Consider the following 17,675-nt stretch of genomic DNA (forward strand, 5'->3'; position numbering starts at 1 on the left):
TTTTATTATTAATTATACAATATCCAATACTTCGACTTCAAACACTAATGTAGAATTAGGTTCGATAGATTGTCCCGCTCCTGCTTTTCCGTATGCAAGGTTTGATGGAATAAATAGTTTCCATTTTGAGCCTACTGGCATTAATTGAAGAGCTTCAACCCATCCCTGGATTACTTGATTCACACCAAAGGTAGCAGGTGTACCACGTTGCACGCTACTGTCAAATACTGTACCATCGATAAGTGTTCCATGATAGTGGCATTTAACTTGATCTGTAGCTAAAGGTAACTTACCTTCTCCTTTTGTAATGATTTCGTATTGCAATCCGCTGGGGAGAGTAACTACTTCAGGACGTTTTTTGTTGATTTCTAAAAATTCTTGACCTGCTTTTTCGTTAATGTCAAGTTTCTCAGCTTGTAAGTTTGTAAAGTAATCATTGATAACGCTCTTTGCTTCATCGTAGCTCATCGATGGTTGATTATCGTTCAATACATCTTCTAAAGCTTTCGCGAATACATTGATGTCGATTTTCTTGATACCTGAGCTTAAAAAATTGTTTCCAATACTTAACCCTAGAGCGTAACTTATTTTATCCATTGCTTTTCTATTATTCGGGATTTTCCTTTTATTAATACCCTACGTTGATTTCTGATTTATAATCTTGCAAAAATAACTCTTTTAGCGATATTTTATCTAACTTTCATGCTTGAAAATCAAAGATCTTCGTGATTTATTTGTTAAATCTTATAAAAAATATTTGAAGTGAAAAATATTGTTGTTTTAACCGGGGCCGGAATGAGTGCCGAAAGTGGAATTGCAACCTTTAGAGATTCAGGAGGATTATGGGCTCAACACCGGGTAGAGGATGTAGCAACGCCCGAAGGGTTCAGGCGAAATCCTCAATTGGTATTGGATTTTTACAATAAAAGAAGACGAGAATCACTTTCTGCTAAACCGAATGAAGGACATCTTGGATTGGCTGAGATGGAAAAAGAGTATAATGTGCATATTATTACTCAAAATGTGGATAATCTACATGAAAAGGCCGGTAGTTCTTCTGTCATTCACCTTCATGGTGAATTAATGAAAGCACGCTCATCGATTAATCCGAATAAAATTTATCTTTTAGACCCTGATAATCCTGATATAAAAGTAGATGATGTGTGTGAAGATGGTTCACCTCTTCGTCCTCATATTGTTTGGTTTGGCGAGGCTGTACCTCTGATGGAAAAAGCGGAAGAGATGGTTAGGCAAGCTGACGCTTTGGTGGTTATTGGAACATCGCTAAATGTATACCCTGCTGCAGGACTAATTAATTATGTACATGACGGAACACCTATTTATATAATAGATCCGAATGAAGTTGCCGTATCGAGAGGTAAGATAAACTTTATAAGAAAAGGAGCTTCCGAAGGTGTTGTTGAATTAAAACGCTTATTGAAAGAAAAATTTAATAAGAAATCAGAAGTGTAGTACCTTAATTGTACCTGTTTATTATTTTACTTCTTCGTAATCAATGTATTCACCTTCTTCTTTACTGAATATTTTTTGATGATTACTATCGTTATCTGTGCGTTGACTCTGTTGATCTTCGTATCTGTTATTGGTCGATCTTCCATGATGTGAACTGCTTGTCTGTTTAGTAAATAGACGAACAAATTTCAATACAAAAGCTCCGATCAAGCCTATGATTGCAAAGAATATTACTAATATAAATAATAAGAAGCTACCCATTTAATTAAAATAAATAATGTGCGAATATTTATTCCTCTGTTTTGGAACTTATAACCAAATTTGAGTCTATGAATGTAAATATACAAGGAATACCTATTCGAAAAAAAGCTTTTTCGAAAAATTAACGACTATAAAGTGCTTCTAACTAACAGTAAGATTTACTACATTTCTAGAGGAAGCCTGTGATGTATTGTTCTAAACCAGAGAAAAGAAGTCTTGAACTTTAATTTATTTTGCTAATTTGGCTGTGATGACAGATAGTATAATGTAGAATATGATTCCGGCTGAAATACCGAGTACCCCCCAATAAAATATAGCTATAATCATAAAAAGTACAAGGAGATATCTCAGTTCATTTCCTTTTAATTTCAAACTCTTTATTTTTAGCGAAAACATGGGTATTTCTGCTGTTAATAAGAGTGAGAATATAATAACCAGAATGATTATTGGATAAAAGCTAAAAAGTTGAGTGAACTCATCTTTAGTGCTGATTCCATAGCATAAACTAATCCAAAATAATGCATTCGCCGGAGTAGGCAATCCTATGAAAGAAGTGGTTTGCCGCTCATCAATATTAAAGTTGGCAAGTCGTAAAGCCGAAAATATAACTAGAAGAAAACTTACATAAGGAATTAATTCTTTTATATAATAAGATTCGGTTGATGACACATAAATGGGTGACCCTAATATATTATTATCTGATAGCAGTCTGAAAACGACTAGTGCCGGAGCCAGTCCAAAGCTGACCATATCAGCCAGAGAATCTAAATCTTTTCCTATTGGAGAATAGGCTTTCAGCATTCGAGCAGAAAAACCATCGAAAAAATCAAATATAGCTGCAATTATAACCCATATAACCACCCATAGGTAATTACCATTGAATGCCATAACACAGGCTATACAGCCTGAAAGGACATTCATTGATGTTAGTATATTGGGAATATGTTTTTTCATGCCTTGTTTTGATAAGGTAGTTCGCCTATTACAGTTTGGTTACCCGTCACTTTTTCGTCTAGAGTTACGTTGATCTTTGTATTAAGCGGTAAAAACAAGTCTACACGTGATCCGAGTTTGATAAAGCCCATATGTTCGTCAATATGTGCTTCATAGCCTTCGTCGGGATAGGTTACAATACGTTTAGCCATAGCACCTGCTATCTGGCGCATAAGTATCTCTGTACCGTCTTCTCTTCTTATAACAACCGTAGAGCGTTCATTCTCTGTGCTCGATTTTGGTAGATAAGCCGCCTGAAAGCGTCCATTATGATGTTTTTTTAATATCACTTTTCCATTTACCGGATACCAGTTTGCATGTACATTTAATGGTGACATAAATACTGATACTTGTAGTCTTTTTTCTTTGAAATATTCGGGTTCGAAAACTTCTTCTATAGCCACAACTTTACCATCAGCAGGAGAAACGATAGAATTGATCATGTCTCCGGTGAAACGACGGTATGGACTTCTGTAAAAGTTCAGAACAATAAGAAAAAATGCGAATGATGCACCTAGTATTAAAAAGGTGAATGCATTCTTTCCAAAAAAGTAAACCAGACTACCATTGAGTACCAATAGTATACATATCAGTATTGCTAATTCACTACGCCCTTCGTGATGGACCTTCATTCCTGTAATATTTTGTTATTATTTACTTTTTAACAAGCAAAAATATTCTTATTTAGCGACACTGCAAAATAATATGTATTTTTTCAAAAATAAAGATCGGGTTCTGCATTGTCTTACCGAACCCGATCTTATTATATGTGTTTATTTACAATACATACAATGAGCTGATAGACTCATTGTTACATACTCTTCTGATTGAATCGGCGAATACATCAGCAACAGAAAGAACTGTAACTTTTTCGCACTTTTTAGAATAAGGTATGCTGTCTGTAAATATGATTTCTGTTAGGGCTGATTGATCTACACGTTCAGAAGCGGGGTCAGACATAACTGCATGACTGGCAATAGCTCTTACCGAACGTGCTCCATGTTTTTGCATCAAGTCTGCAGCTTTTGTTATAGTGCCTGCTGTGTCAACAATGTCATCAACAAGCAGTACATCCATACCCTCTACATCACCAATGATTTGCATTTCTGAAATTTCGTTTGCTTTTTTACGAAGTTTGTAACAGATAACCATCGGTACGCCAAAGTATTTTGCATATGAGCTGGCACGTTTGGTTCCGCCGACATCGGGAGTTGCTATTACAAGATTTTCACGGTCTAAAGTTTTTATGTAGTCCGAGAAAATAGCAGAAGCATATAGGTGGTCTACCGGTACATCAAAGAACCCTTGAATCTGATCGGCATGTAAGTCCATTGTAATAAGGCGGTTGATTCCCGCAGCACTCAGCATATCAGCAATAAGTTTAGCACCTATAGATACACGAGGTTTATCTTTGCGGTCTTGTCTTGCCCATCCGAAGTAAGGAATAACTGCAACAATAGAACGAGCAGATGCTCTTTTAGCTGCATCCACCATTAATAATAGCTCCATCAGGTTATCTGATGACGGAAAAGTCGATTGGATCAGAAATACCTGACGACCTCTGATTGACTCTTCGTATGATACTGAAAATTCGCCGTCGGCGAAGCGTTCGATATTCATATTGCCGAGTGGACAGCCTAAACTATTACAGATTTTTTCAGCTAAGTAACGAGATTTGGTTCCCGAGAAGATTTTGAATGGTATCTGTTCCATTTGTTCCATTGATGAGTTTTTTTATTGTAATTGTAGATTTATCGAGTGCAAATTTATAAAACTATTTGTTAAGAAATGAATATCAGTACATAAATTATCCCATTAAGACCTAATGCCTTTTCATTATTTGGGTAAATATAAGTTTATCCGATATTTATTGGGGAATTATCAAGATGTAAGATCGGATATATTCTTTTAAGAATAGAAACTGTTAGCTAAGTTATGTCTCAGACTATCATAGCAGAATTTATATATTTTCGAACAAATCTTTATACTTTTCTTTTTTTAATTCCTCTATCGCGATTTCATAACCCACATTGAATATTTCTTTGGTATGCTCTAGGGTGAACATAGCATAGGATGATAATCGGTCGGGCTCAATTAGTATATCGCACAGTTTTCGATCGGCTAAAGAATTAGATACCGATATATAGTGGAATGATCTTTCGGCGATGTACAGTAATGAATTTTTATATTTTAATTTTGTGAGGGGAGCTACGTTTACACCTATTACGGTTTCGCAATCGAACCGAATGGGGGTAACCGGGAAATTCTTGAATAGACCTCCATCAACATAGTGCACCTTTTCTATTTCCACAGGAGTGAAAACAATAGGGTAGGCGCATGATGCTGTTATTGCCGGAATGAGAGGACCTTTATCGAATACCACACTTGTTCCATTGGCAATATCGGTAGCTACAACTTTTAAAGGAGTTTTCAACTCTTCAAATGTACGTGCTTTAAGATGTGTCTTCAAGAATTGTTTGAATCTGTCGGCCTTGAAAATTCCTGTATGAGGGATGGTTAGTTCGGCAAATTCTTTGAATGCTTTTTTGTGGAAAAACGAAAGTATTTCATCCGGACTATTACCGTCTGCATACAATACTCCGGCAAAAGCTCCTGCGCTGGTGCCTGATATTATCGAGGGGTGAATGTTATGTTCTTCTAATGCTTTAAGTACACCTAAATGGGCGAATCCTTTTGCTCCACCACCACTCAGGGCTAATCCTAATTTATATCTGTAAGTGTCGGTTGTGCTCATAAAAAGTATCTGGGTTCACCGGTAAAAGTACAACATTAAAACTAAATAGTGGGCTAACATCGGATAATATAAAGTCCCGGGCCTTTTTATCGCTTTGGTGTAAAGGGAGCCTTTGATTCACCTAAAGATAAAAGATTAATCGAGACTGAATTTGAGAAACGGAACCAGTTTGGGTGCGAAAGGCTGTATATACTTATAACTAGCTGATCCGTTTTGAATTTTAGGTGCTATCAACTGATGGTGCTCATCTGCTTGCACAATAAGATTAATGACGATACTTATCGCAAACAACCATTTGGTAAGACATAGGGCTATTCCTGCTAATTTATTTAGTGTGCCCATTTTTACAGTCTTGAGTATTTCTTCCATCATAGTACCTAATAAATAGAAGCATACTATAATTATAAGAAAGGTAAGGGCGTATGACAGCGGCGGAGCCATATATGGAGGTATCTGCTTTATATGTTGTACATAGGGGAGTATCAGGACTGATAGCTTTCCGGATAGTATAGCTCCTACTATAAGACCGGCAAGTGTAGATAATTGTTTTACTAAACCTGTTTTATATCCTTTTATGACACAATATACTATTACTATGAAAATGCAAATATCGAACCAATTCATTAATTGAAATTAAGTAAATAATGAAATCTGTATATGTTGTAGTAGGTATTGAATGTAACTTGACTTAGTCGTGATAACTTGCCGTATTTTATACTAGCCAATATTACAAATAGGTCTAGACCTTATACGACAAAAGTAAGAATTAAAAAATTAATTCCTACTTTTATTTATACAGAAGACTAAATGAATAGTCTATTCAATTATTTTGCAGCTTCGTCAGATACAGTTAATTTACCTCTACCTTTTGCTCTGCGAGAAGCTAATACTCTACGACCGTTAGCTGTCGCCATTCTTGAGCGGAATCCGTGTTTGTTTATTCTCTTTCTTCTAGAGGGTTGAAAAGTTCTTTTCATTGCTATATTATATTATTCGTTATTGTTTCTGATCGAATTTGGCTTGCAAAAGTAGATAGTTTATTTTAAATATACAAGTATATCTTTATTTTAAGTATCCTAAAATAGTTATTTCTATATTTTTTGATTTAAGTGTAATTGCTTTTTTTATGACACTTTCTCAAATAGGTAATAAGCCATGTGGTTATTAGTCCTGTATTTTCTTGTTTAGTATGGCTTGTTCCGCAAGAATTTTTTCGGCTTTGTCCATCGCTGCATTGATATTAGGACAAATATTTTTTTCTCCTAACAGTTCGCAAAAACCAAATTTCTCGAGAGCCTCTCTTACGTTAGGTCTTACTCCTGATAGTATCATTCTTATATGCTCATCTTGAGATTTCTTACATAAGCTTTCGAGATTGTGCATACCCGTAGAGTCAATAAACGGAACTTTTCGCATTCGTATTATTCTGACTAACGGCTTATCTTCGACAACACGCATACTTTCCTCAAACTTATTGGCTATACCAAAAAAGAAAGGTCCGTCAATTTCGTAAACTTCAACACCTTTTGGTATGATAAGGTTATCATCAGAAGAAGCCCCTTCTTTGTCCGATGGATTTAATTCATCTGTAATTACCGATACTTTGGTAACCTCCATGATGCGCTTCATGAATAGGAATACAGCAAGTAATAAGCCAATCTCAATAGCTATTGTAAGGTCGAAAATAACGGTGAGGAGAAAGGTCGTGACTAAAACAATTACATCTGACTTCGAGTTGCGAAGCAATGCTATGAAGGATCTCCATTCGCTCATATTGTATGATACAACGATAAGTATTGCAGCCAAACAAACCATTGGAATATGCTGTGTCAACCCTCCTAAAAATAATACAACCAATAATAAAAAACAGGAGTGCACTATACCCGCAATAGGAGTCCGCCCACCATTACTAACGTTGGTCATCGTACGAGCTAAAGCGCCTGTTGCAGGAATACCTCCAAATAAAGGAGCAAAGATATTGGCAACCCCTTGGGCGATTAGTTCCATATTGGAATTGTTCTTTTCTCCTGTAACACCATCCGCAACATTGGCGGATATAAGAGATTCTATTGATCCTAAGATGGCCAATGTGAAGGCATAAGGAAATAAAGTGTTGATTGCTCGTATGCTGAAAGTAATTCCTTCCATATGGGGCAATTCATTGTTGATGCTAAAACGGTCTCCAATAGTTTCAACGGAGTTTATTCCCATATAATAACGTAAGAAATATGCTATAACGGTAATTAAGACAACAGCAATGAGCGAACCCGGTATCTTTTTGGAAACTTTGTGAGAAAAGATAATAATAAGTAGACTTAAAACACCTATTCCTACTGTTATAAAATCGATACTATCTAAATGGTAGATGTATTGTTGCCATTTGCCCAAAAAGTCCGGTGGAATATTTTTAATGTCGAGTCCGAAGAAGTCTTTTATTTGAGTCGAAAATATAGTAACGGCGATACCACTCATATAACCGACAATAATTGGATAAGGAATGTATTTTATTACGACTCCCAGTTTTACAACACCCATTAAAATGAGTATGACACCCGACATTACAGTTGTAATCACCAATCCCTGGAAGCCAAATTGTTCTATGATGTTATATACGATAACAATAAATGCACCCGTCGGTCCTCCGATTTGGACGGTGCTACCTCCCAAGAGCGAAATAATAAATCCGGCAATGATGGCTGTATAAAGTCCTTTTTCAGGGCTTACTCCTGAGGCAATACCAAATGCAATAGCGAGAGGGAGAGCAACAATACCGACAATTAAACCGGCCATGAGGTCGGCCATAAATTTTTCCTTATTATAACCTTTTAAGGAATCAATAATTTGGGGTCTGAATGTTTTTAAAAAATCCGTGTTCATAGCTTCTTTTCATAACCTTTAATTCTGATTCTGCAAAGGTATGAAATGATTTCGGCTTTACACCATAATTAAAAATCCATTTGTTTTAACATCACAGGTTAATCCTAAAATGGTTTATTTTCCTTAATTTTGTAATTCTATAAACTTTCCTTGGTAAATAAGTAAAAGAAAATATTTAATGATACATTTTAGGAGCATAGCTATTTGTCACTGTTTTGTTTGCCAAAACAATAAATAGTTCTGCGAAATATTTATATTATATGCGATACCATAGTTGTGTTTATACTTAATTGAAATAACAAATTGGGTTTGAGACCTTTTTATTGAATATTGATGAATTTTCGTATTTTATTATTTTTATCGGTTTTAGTTCTTTCTTTCGAATCATGTAAAGGAGAGAAAGAAGAGTCGTCTTTAGATAATGTAGAACCTAAAGTATATACCCGATTTAGGGGCGCATATAAGTCGTTTAATGATATGCCCGAATTGCATTTGGAGGCTGCTCAACGAAAAGGGATTCTCCCAATGACCGAAAGAGGTGATACAGCTAAGTTTCTGAGTCAAATGGTTAGATTGCCTATGGAGCTGGATTTATATAAAATTGACAAGCTGACACATTCGGTTCCTTATTTAGTAACTGATGCGTCGAAGTTGTTGGTTCAGATCAGCTCTAATTTCAGAGACTCACTTATAAGCAAAAAGTTGCCGGTCTATAAACTGGTTGTAACCAGTGTAACCCGCAGTCTGGATGATGTTGCTTCTCTAACAAAACGAAATGGAAACGCCAGTCATAACTCGGCACATTGTTATGGTACAACTTTTGACATTTCGTGGAAGAGATTTCAGAAAAGGGGACCTGAGGGAACAAATGACGTTAGTACAGATCGCCTGAAACTTATACTCGGAGAAGTATTACACGATTTAAGGCAGAGAGATTTGTGCTATGTTGTACATGAAAAAAAACAAGCATGTTTCCATATAACAGTTCGATGAAAGGGTGAGGGATGAATAGATATTTCATGTATTTGGCTTATAATGGAGCGAATTATTGTGGATGGCAAATCCAACCTAATGGGCTTTCCATACAGGAAGTGTTAGAAAAATCATTGGCTACATTGTTGCGTGTACCTACACCTATTGTTGGTGCAGGGCGTACGGATGCCGGAGTACATGCCCGCCAAATGATGGCTCACTTTGACGCTGATGTGCAGGATATTGCATTGCTTACAAATAAATTGAACCGAATCCTACCTAACGATATAGTTATATATAAAATAGTACGCGTAAAAGAAGATGCTCATGCTCGGTTTGATGCCACTTCCCGTTTGTACAGATATTATCTGACCACTCAAAAAGACCCGTTTATGTACCCTTATAAATATAAGGTGCATGGGAATATAGATGTTGAGATGATGAATAAGTGTAGTCAGGTTTTGTTTGAATACATCGATTTTACCAGTTTTAGTAAATTGCATACCGATGTTAAAACGAATGATTGTAAAATAACACTTGCCCAATGGAAACAGGAAGGACAGGATTATATATTTACAATACAAGCAAACCGTTTTTTGCGGAATATGGTTCGTGCTATTGTTGGAACACTCCTTGAAGCAGGGAGAGGAAAACTTGATGAGGCAGGTATGAGACGAATTATAGAGGCTAAAGATAGAAATGTAGCCGGATTTTCTGTTCCCGGAAATGCGTTGTTTTTAGAAGAAATAGATTACCCCGATCACATTTTTGTGATGGATTAATAATAAGGTTTTGATCTTGATTTAAGTTCGCAGAACTATTTGAGTCGCTTTCGCTCTTCGATTTTTTATTGTTGCTTTGACAAGTTGAAAAGCAATAGGTAGTTATGATTTAATGTATAAATATTATGTGTAATAAACTATTGAAAAAGATTATTAACGATGAGAAATCAGGCGGAATTGTGCTGATTTTTTGTACAATAGTTTCTCTAATTATTGCAAATTCGGCATTTAGGGAGGGATACCTTCATTTTTGGCATACTTCGTTGGCAGGGTTAAGCCTCGAATTATGGATCAATGATGGTTTGATGGCGATCTTTTTCCTTATGATTGGTTTGGAGCTAAAGAGAGAGGTGTTTATCGGCGAATTTTCTCGTCCGCGTAATGCCATATTACCCGTCGCAGCAGCACTAGGAGGAATGGTTGTTCCCGTCGCATTTTTTCTTTTATTCAACCTTGGTTTGCCAACCCAATCGGGTTTAGGAATTCCTATGGCTACGGATATTGCTTTTGCATTAGGCGTTTTATCGCTCTTGGGAAAACGAGTGCCGGTGTCGTTAAAAGTTTTTCTTATGGCTTTGGCTGTAGTCGATGATTTGGGAGCAATCCTTGTTATCGCTATTTTCTATACTAAAGATTTAATGTTGCTCTATTTGTCAATAGCTTTGGGGATATTCGCTTTTCTTATTGTATTGAACAGATTGAAAGTCTATTCGCTAATTCCCTACTTTATAGGAGGTGCGATCATGTGGTATTTCATGTTATTATCGGGGGTGCATGCTACTATCTCAGGGGTATTGTTGTCAATGGTTATTCCCTTTGCCGGAAGAACCGATGGTCGGTCTCCCTCTTTTGTGGTTATGCATAAATTGCATCTGCCTGTGACTTTTATAATATTGCCAGTATTTGCCTTGGCAAATACTGCTGTTACTATATCTTCCGATTGGCATACTCTTTTTGCAGAGCCTATATCACTGGGTATTCTGAGTGGTCTGTTGTTGGGTAAGCCAATTGGTATCGCATTAGCTTGTCTGATCGTAGTATTGGCGAAATTTTCAAAATTGCCAGTCGGAGTCAATTGGTATAATATGGTTGGAGTCGGATTGCTTGGAGGAATTGGGTTTACCATGTCAATCTTTATTACCTTACTCGCTTTTGATGATCAGCAAGTAATAGATACATCTAAAATTGTAATCCTTACAAGCTCGCTTTTGGCTGGAATTTTGGGTTACGCATGTCTACATTTGACCTTAAAGAAATCGAAATAAGGATATTTAAATAATAAATAGGTCTGCGGCCTTAAATAAATTATGTGGTTAGGTTTAGCATTTCTTTCGGCTTTCTTTTTAGGTTGTTATGATATAAATAAAAAAATGTCGGTTCATAATAATGCAGTGATACCTGTATTATTCTTGAATACATTTTTTTGTACGTTATTTTTACTGCCATTATATCTTTTATCCCGATTAGATTCTTCATTGGTTGAGAATACAATCTTCTTTGTTCCGACAGTAGATTTCGAAGCTCATCTTTATATTATACTGAAGTCTCTGATTGTATTATCTTCATGGATATTCGGGTACTTTGCTGTTAAGCATCTACCATTAACGATAACGGGACCTATTAATGCCACTCGCCCTGTAATGACTCTTGTCGGAGCATTACTTATTTTTGGCGAGCGTCTCAATCTTTATCAGTGGATAGGAGTTTTGCTTACTATCGTTTCGTTTTTTCTATTGTCTGCTACGGGGAAAAAAGAAGGTATTAACTTTCGTCAGAATAAATGGATATTTTTCATATTCATTGCAGCTATCCTCGGTGCAGCGAGTGGGCTTTATGATAAATATCTGATGCAGCGAATCAGTTCTACATCGGTTCAGTTTTGGTACAACCTTTACCAATGTATAATGATGTTTGTGATACTTATTATATTATGGTATCCTAAACGTAAGAATACAACAGCCTTTAGCTGGAAGTGGAGTATTATTTTGGTGTCCCTTTTTCTGACGATAGCTGATTTTGTTTACTTCTATGCACTGACCGATCCCGATGCTATGATCTCTATTGTATCTATGGTTAGACGTAGTTCTGTAGTTGTATCATTTATCGGAGGAATATTCTTCTTCCATGAAAAAAACTTAAAAGGTAAAGCGATAGATTTGATCTTAATAATAATAGGAATGTTTTTCCTATATTTGGGAACGAAATAAGTAACTGAAATCTTTAATGATATATTATATAAGTATAACTGATTTTTGAACTTATCTTATGATAGCAATAAATAGAGTTCTACAAGCTTAAAAATAGACGGGTCTTAGACCTTAGAAGATTACACAAAAGATGAAAAAAATATTCTTTATACTTTTTTTACTGATTACAGGTTTGGTGCAGGCACAGAATATATCGCCCTTGGTGATTGCTATGCCCGATGATATATTGATCGGAATTACACTTGATCAACGCAAATTATTAATTGCACCTGAAAATGATACGACTGATATTTTAGTAGTAAATGCGGTGGGGGATACAGTGAAGCGACTTGGCTTTTCGGAAGACTTCATATCGTTACAAACATCTAAAGTCGGTAATCTACAAGTTAAGCTTCTGCCGTTAGTGAATAATACTCAAATAATAGGAGTGATAACCACTGTCTGTGGTCCTGCATGTGACAGTCGGATTAATTTCTATACAACAGATTGGCAGCCTTTGGCTCAGTCTGATTTATTTCCGGAGACAAGTAAAGAAAGTTTCATAAAGAATGGAGTTGATCGTAATTCTGAAGCGTTTCTGAACGCCTATGCAACTTTGGATATGACTCCGGTTAAGCTTAGTTTTTCAGCAACGGATAGAAATGTATCAGCAGTTTATGATATAAAGAAATATCTGTCTAAGGAAGATTATGAGCAATTATTACCTTTTCTGAAAGAGGCTCCCGTGACTTATACATGGGATAAATTTGTATATAGATAATAAGTAATTGAAGATGTTTAATGAAAATTTGAAAGATGTGGTTATCTATTCCAGTTTTGCTTATTGAGGCAACAAATAGTTCTGCAACTTAAATCATAGATATAATAAAAATGGTTCACTTAAATTTAAGTGAACCATTTTTGTTATTCATATTCTTCGTGAAGTAAATTTTTGAATTCAGGATGGCGATCTACATAGCTTTTTGTGTAAGAGCATAACGGATTAATCTTAAGATTGTTTTTGGTTATAAAGTTTAGTATCGCCTTTGTTAATGCTCCTGCAATACCTTGACCTTCATATTCTGTTTTAACTCCGGTGTGGGTCACAATTATTATATTATTTTCCTTATAATAATTTACGACTCCTATAATTTCTTGATTTGAAATGGCTTCAAATCTATTCTCATCCGGATTATGTTTTATCTCGTATTCCATAAAATATTTATTGTTTTAATTAATCAATTTCAGAATTCTTGGTTTCATTTACTATCTAAACAAGTATATATCAAAACATGTTTAGAAAATGATTCTAATTACTTTTTAGATAAGTGTATATTGTGTATTTTTAATGCACTGATTTTAATGTATATTTGTCTATCGATTGAACTTGTTTACCTGGCGAAAAAAAACACTGTTTTGTATGGTATTACTTGTTATGTCATAGGATTTCTATTTGATAGGATAAAAAAGATAATTGTTTTATAATACGATATTTATAGTACTAAGATAGTAAGTATGGGAAAGAATAAATTAGCAAAATTTGCTAATATGGAGGAGTATCCCCATGTTTTTCAATACCCTTTTGCTGTATTGCAAGAGAAAGGATTTGAGATGAAAGGGAAATGGAATGAATTGTTTTTTAAAAATGACAATCCGATAATTCTTGAATTAGGATGTGGTAAAGGCGAATATACAGTCGGATTAGCAAAGTTATATCCTGAGAATAACTTTGTCGGGGTTGATATTAAAGGTGCTCGGATGTGGTCGGGGGCAAAGCAATCTTTAGAAGAAGGCTTATCGAATGTAGCTTTTTTGAGAACACATATCGAGTTGTTGACTAATTTTTTTGAGCAGGGTGAAATTTCTGAGATTTGGATAACATTTCCCGATCCTCAGATGAATAAAGTAAATAGAAGAATGACCTCGACCCGCTTTATGAAACTTTATGGTCAACTTCTAAAGCCCGATGGAGTAATTCACCTGAAGTCTGACAGTAATTTTATGTTTACTTACACTTCAGAAATGGTTGAACTGAATAACCTGAAAGTTTTATTCAAGACGGATGACTTGTATCATTCGGATTTGGTGGACGATGTGCTTACAATTAAAACATTTTATGAGCAACAGTGGATTGCTCGAGGGTTAAATATTAAATATATCAAGTTTGAATATGCTCATAAAAACGAGTGGCAAGAACCTGATGTTGAAATAGAACAGGATAGTTATCGGAGTTATGGAAGAAGTAATTCCCAGATATTGACAAAGCGAGCAGAGTAAGTGCTCAGTTCAGTCTTCGATAATAAGTGGCAGAAAATATTAATTATACGTTTTACAACCATAATTATCTATTGTTTTTACATCTGTCAAGCCAATAAATCGTTATGGGGACTTAATTGAATATAACTTAAACATTATTTAAATAATACATTGATGAGTATAAAAATATATCCCAAATTGGTTCTTGATGCACTTCGAAACGTGCGTTATCCCGGAACAGGAAAGGATGTCGTGGAGATGGGAATGGTTTCGGACGATATCCATATAAACGGCAACAAGGTCAGTTTCTCCATGTCTTTTGAGAAGCCTAACGATCCTTTTATTAAGTCGGTAGTAAAAGCTTGTGAAACAGCTATTCTAACATACATAAGCCCGGATGTCGATATAAAAGGAAATATTGAGGTTAAAACAACTGAAGTGCAGGCTCCTCCTGCACCTGTAAAGTTGCTGCCCGAAGTAAAAAACATCATTGCGATATCATCAGGTAAGGGGGGAGTCGGTAAAAGTACTGTTACGGCTAATCTGGCAGTGGCTTTGGCTAAGCAAGGATATAAAGTAGGTGTGCTTGATGCCGATATATTTGGTCCTTCTATGCCGAAAATGTTCGACGTGGAAGATGTACAACCTATGCTTGAATTGGTTGGAAATAAAGAAATGATAATTCCTGTGGATAAGTATGGTGTCAAAATGCTATCTATCGGTTTCTTTGTGAAAAAAGAGAGTGCAATTGTTTGGCGTGGAGCTATGGCGGGAAATGCTTTGAAACAACTGATTACTGATGGCAATTGGGGTGAACTGGATTATTTTCTTATTGATTTCCCTCCGGGAACAAGTGATATACATTTGACTTTAGTTCAAACTCTAGCTATTACAGGAGCTGTGGTTGTGAGTACCCCTCAGGAAGTGGCTCTGGCTGACGCCCGTAAAGGTATTGATATGTTTACTAATGAAAAAGTGAATGTGCCGATTCTCGGATTAGTAGAGAATATGGCGTGGTTTACACCTGCTGAGCTTCCCGATAATAAGTATTATATTTTTGGAAAAGATGGTGCTAAAGAGCTGGCAAAGGAAATGAATGTTCCTTTATTGGGGCAAATACCAATTGTTCAAAGTATTTGTGAAGGAGGGGATACAGGTAGTCCTGTGGCTTTAAATGAAAATTCGCTGACAGGTGCAGCTTTTGCTCATTTGGCTGAAAATTTTGTAGCCTCAGTGAATAAGAGGAATGAGGAGGCAGATCCGACTCAAAAGGTTGAGGTACATTTGAAGTAATTGAGAATAAAAAAAGCTAGTCTTCTGGCTAGCTTTTCTATATTTGTGGCGGGAATTATTTATTCTTCGTAATAAAAATATTCACCATTGATACATACATAATGTTTAACGCCACCTTGGATCTTTTTTAAATCTTTTTTTTCTAGTTTTTTGAAATCTTTGATTTTTGTCTTTTTCATAATTGATATTTTATTGATGTTTTTATTATGTTTTACATGTGCAAATATATATCTGATTAGTAGATGTTTATATAACTAAATAGTCATATTTTTCTTGAAAAATGTGCTTTTTGGGTTAAATATTTTTCTAATATTTTCATTATTGTATTCTGTTATATAATTGTAGGACAAGGCGGCGTTTACAGTTTTTGTTTTATATTTGATCCCTATAATACTTTTACCTGATAAAATGATTTAATACCTCAACTGTTATGAAGTATACTTATATGTCGCGATTATCTATACTGGCTGTTGGTCTAATATTTTTATTGCAGGCGTTATTAGTTTATCGCTTGTATGAAACGAATGTTGATCTGCTTCAGCGTGAGTTGAATTTAGTCATGCAATCGACATATGATGCGGATCTGAATCTTCGTTTAGATCCATCAAAAAAATCTAAAGAACCGAGTGTCGAGTATTTTGGTACTACTCCGCCTCCGGGAATTGATACAACAAAAGCTACTCGAATTGATGCAAGAGGCTTGGATAAAAAACTAAACAAAGGACTTGTCTCTGCTATGAATATAGCTATGGAAGAATTTATAGGAAGAAAGTACCCTATCAATTTGCCGAGAATAGATAGTGTGGCGGGAGTTTTTCTGAAGCAGAATAAGATTAACATGAAGTTTTATTCGGAGATTATTGATCTGAAAACTAATGAAGTTTTAGAAACGTCTTTGCAGGATTCCAATAAGTCGTCAGATCTTTTATATTCAAAAGTTATCTTCTTGAATGTAAAGCAAACAAAGGGTCTTCGATTGGTGCTTATTGATCCAATGTGGAAAATATACCCTCAGATGGCATGGATGTTGATACTTTCTTTGCTACTTTCAATTTTCTGTATATATAGTTTGTATGTACAAAAGAGAACTTTAGCGAAACAAAGGCAATTATCTAAGCTGAAAAATGATTTCTTCTCCGAAGTATCTCATGAATTTAAACGACCTTTGGCCGTCTTGCTGCAATCTATTAATTCATTAAGTAATGAAAAGATTATAGTTAATGAGGAAAAAAGGACACGTATGCTGAATATTGCCGAACAAGAAATTGTGAAAATGACTAGTAAAACAGATATGCTGTTAAGCTTGGCTCAAGAGGAAGAAGGACTCTTCGAGCTGCATCGTACGGAATTTGATTTTGCGAAAGTTGTTTTTGATCTAGTCGATAATGCTATTGATACAACACCGGGTTCTCCCGAGATTGATATTCATAATGAATTGAAAAATCCGATGATTTTTGCTGATAAAGATCATATTGAGCAAGTGGTTTCGAATTTGATTAGTAATGCTATAAAATATTCAAGGGAATCTATTGATATAAAAATCAGGTTATATCAGGAGAATAATAATATATGTATATCGGTTAAAGATTCTGGTTTAGGAATTTCACGGGAAAATTTAGATGTTATTTTTGAAAAGTACTCTCGTGTAGGTAAAACGACTCATGCTAAAGGGCATGGCATAGGGTTGAATTATGTAAAACGTATTGTTGAAAAGCATGGTGGCAGTATTTTTGTTGATAGCCAATTAAATTTAGGAAGTCAATTTATTGTAAAATTGCCATTAGTAAAGAACATAAATTGATAAATTAATTTATTAGAGTAAGTTAA

At 35.3% G+C, this 17,675-nt stretch carries 20 protein-coding genes; 9 read left to right on the top strand and 11 right to left on the bottom strand.

Features of this window, described 5'->3' with window-relative positions:
• Nucleotides 1-12 precede the first annotated feature (12 nt).
• Nucleotides 13-597 carry an FKBP-type peptidyl-prolyl cis-trans isomerase gene (locus tag G7050_RS09570; RefSeq protein WP_166114504.1) on the bottom strand — a complete coding sequence of 195 codons (585 nt, stop codon included), beginning with the start codon at nucleotides 595-597 and terminating at the stop codon, nucleotides 13-15.
• Nucleotides 598-762: 165 nt separating this feature from the next.
• Between G7050_RS09570 and G7050_RS09575 the strand changes: the two genes are divergently transcribed.
• Nucleotides 763-1,473, top strand: coding sequence for an NAD-dependent deacylase (locus tag G7050_RS09575; RefSeq protein WP_255499082.1), 711 nt, complete (start codon nucleotides 763-765; stop codon nucleotides 1,471-1,473).
• Nucleotides 1,474-1,494: 21 nt separating this feature from the next.
• Here the strand turns inward: G7050_RS09575 and G7050_RS09580 are convergent, their stop codons facing one another.
• From G7050_RS09580 to G7050_RS09615, 8 genes are all read right to left on the bottom strand, one after another.
• The gene (locus G7050_RS09580; RefSeq protein WP_166114507.1) at nucleotides 1,495-1,734 is read right to left on the bottom strand and encodes a DUF4834 family protein; all 240 of its coding nucleotides are present in this window, start codon (nucleotides 1,732-1,734) and stop codon (nucleotides 1,495-1,497) included.
• Nucleotides 1,735-1,962: 228 nt separating this feature from the next.
• Nucleotides 1,963-2,688, bottom strand: coding sequence for a phosphatidylcholine/phosphatidylserine synthase (locus G7050_RS09585; RefSeq protein ID WP_166114510.1), 726 nt, complete (start codon nucleotides 2,686-2,688; stop codon nucleotides 1,963-1,965).
• Nucleotides 2,685-3,359 carry a phosphatidylserine decarboxylase family protein gene (locus tag G7050_RS09590; RefSeq protein ID WP_166114513.1) on the bottom strand — a complete coding sequence of 225 codons (675 nt, stop codon included), beginning with the start codon at nucleotides 3,357-3,359 and terminating at the stop codon, nucleotides 2,685-2,687. Before G7050_RS09590 ends, G7050_RS09585 begins: the two co-directional genes overlap by 4 nt.
• Before the next feature lie 145 nt (nucleotides 3,360-3,504).
• A complete protein-coding gene (locus G7050_RS09595) occupies nucleotides 3,505-4,440 on the bottom strand; it encodes a ribose-phosphate pyrophosphokinase (RefSeq protein WP_166117690.1) in 936 nt (311 codons plus the stop codon).
• Nucleotides 4,441-4,687: 247 nt separating this feature from the next.
• Nucleotides 4,688-5,482, bottom strand: a complete 795-nt coding sequence (locus tag G7050_RS09600; RefSeq protein WP_166114516.1) for a patatin-like phospholipase family protein — start codon at nucleotides 5,480-5,482, stop codon at nucleotides 4,688-4,690.
• A 135-nt stretch (nucleotides 5,483-5,617) separates the two neighbouring features.
• Entirely contained in the window at nucleotides 5,618-6,106 is a 489-nt protein-coding gene (locus G7050_RS09605) for a CvpA family protein (protein ID WP_166114519.1), read from the bottom strand.
• A 200-nt stretch (nucleotides 6,107-6,306) separates the two neighbouring features.
• Nucleotides 6,307-6,459 carry a 50S ribosomal protein L34 gene (rpmH, locus tag G7050_RS09610; RefSeq protein ID WP_050709734.1) on the bottom strand — a complete coding sequence of 51 codons (153 nt, stop codon included), beginning with the start codon at nucleotides 6,457-6,459 and terminating at the stop codon, nucleotides 6,307-6,309.
• 187 nt (nucleotides 6,460-6,646) lie between these two features.
• On the bottom strand, nucleotides 6,647-8,359 hold the full coding sequence (locus G7050_RS09615) for a SulP family inorganic anion transporter (RefSeq protein ID WP_166114522.1): 1,713 nt from the start codon (nucleotides 8,357-8,359) through the stop codon (nucleotides 6,647-6,649).
• Nucleotides 8,360-8,692: 333 nt separating this feature from the next.
• On the opposite strand from G7050_RS09615, the gene G7050_RS09620 reads away from it, so the two are divergent.
• The 5 genes from G7050_RS09620 to G7050_RS09640 all read left to right on the top strand — a co-directional run bounded on the left by G7050_RS09620 (nucleotide 8,693) and on the right by G7050_RS09640 (nucleotide 13,080).
• Nucleotides 8,693-9,352, top strand: coding sequence for a DUF5715 family protein (locus G7050_RS09620; protein ID WP_166114525.1), 660 nt, complete (start codon nucleotides 8,693-8,695; stop codon nucleotides 9,350-9,352).
• Between the two features lie 11 nt (nucleotides 9,353-9,363).
• On the top strand, nucleotides 9,364-10,113 hold the full coding sequence (gene truA, locus G7050_RS09625; protein WP_166114528.1) for a tRNA pseudouridine(38-40) synthase TruA: 750 nt from the start codon (nucleotides 9,364-9,366) through the stop codon (nucleotides 10,111-10,113).
• A gap of 125 nt (nucleotides 10,114-10,238) precedes the next feature.
• Nucleotides 10,239-11,378, top strand: a complete 1,140-nt coding sequence (nhaA, locus tag G7050_RS09630; RefSeq protein WP_166114531.1) for a Na+/H+ antiporter NhaA — start codon at nucleotides 10,239-10,241, stop codon at nucleotides 11,376-11,378.
• Between the two features lie 42 nt (nucleotides 11,379-11,420).
• Nucleotides 11,421-12,320 carry an EamA family transporter gene (locus G7050_RS09635; RefSeq protein ID WP_166114533.1) on the top strand — a complete coding sequence of 300 codons (900 nt, stop codon included), beginning with the start codon at nucleotides 11,421-11,423 and terminating at the stop codon, nucleotides 12,318-12,320.
• Nucleotides 12,321-12,450: 130 nt separating this feature from the next.
• Nucleotides 12,451-13,080, top strand: coding sequence for a DUF3256 family protein (locus G7050_RS09640; RefSeq protein ID WP_166114536.1), 630 nt, complete (start codon nucleotides 12,451-12,453; stop codon nucleotides 13,078-13,080).
• Between the two features lie 143 nt (nucleotides 13,081-13,223).
• Here G7050_RS09640 and G7050_RS09645 read toward each other — a convergent pair whose 3' ends face one another.
• Nucleotides 13,224-13,514, bottom strand: a complete 291-nt coding sequence (locus tag G7050_RS09645; protein ID WP_166114539.1) for a GNAT family N-acetyltransferase — start codon at nucleotides 13,512-13,514, stop codon at nucleotides 13,224-13,226.
• 300 nt (nucleotides 13,515-13,814) lie between these two features.
• Here G7050_RS09645 and trmB point away from each other — a divergent pair, with 300 nt between their 5' ends.
• Nucleotides 13,815-14,576 (top strand): tRNA (guanosine(46)-N7)-methyltransferase TrmB, encoded by a 762-nt coding sequence (gene trmB, locus G7050_RS09650; protein ID WP_166114541.1) that lies wholly within the window; start codon nucleotides 13,815-13,817, stop codon nucleotides 14,574-14,576.
• A 159-nt stretch (nucleotides 14,577-14,735) separates the two neighbouring features.
• On the top strand, nucleotides 14,736-15,848 hold the full coding sequence (locus G7050_RS09655) for an Mrp/NBP35 family ATP-binding protein (RefSeq protein ID WP_166117691.1): 1,113 nt from the start codon (nucleotides 14,736-14,738) through the stop codon (nucleotides 15,846-15,848).
• A gap of 59 nt (nucleotides 15,849-15,907) precedes the next feature.
• Here G7050_RS09655 and G7050_RS09660 read toward each other — a convergent pair whose 3' ends face one another.
• Nucleotides 15,908-16,027 (bottom strand): ComC/BlpC family leader-containing pheromone/bacteriocin, encoded by a 120-nt coding sequence (locus G7050_RS09660; protein WP_166114544.1) that lies wholly within the window; start codon nucleotides 16,025-16,027, stop codon nucleotides 15,908-15,910.
• 251 nt (nucleotides 16,028-16,278) lie between these two features.
• On the opposite strand from G7050_RS09660, the gene G7050_RS09665 reads away from it, so the two are divergent.
• On the top strand, nucleotides 16,279-17,649 hold the full coding sequence (locus tag G7050_RS09665; RefSeq protein WP_166114547.1) for a sensor histidine kinase KdpD: 1,371 nt from the start codon (nucleotides 16,279-16,281) through the stop codon (nucleotides 17,647-17,649).
• Nucleotides 17,650-17,675: the final 26 nt, after the last annotated feature.

The organism is Dysgonomonas sp. HDW5A, from assembly GCF_011299555.1.
GTDB lineage: Bacteria > Bacteroidota > Bacteroidia > Bacteroidales > Dysgonomonadaceae > Dysgonomonas_A.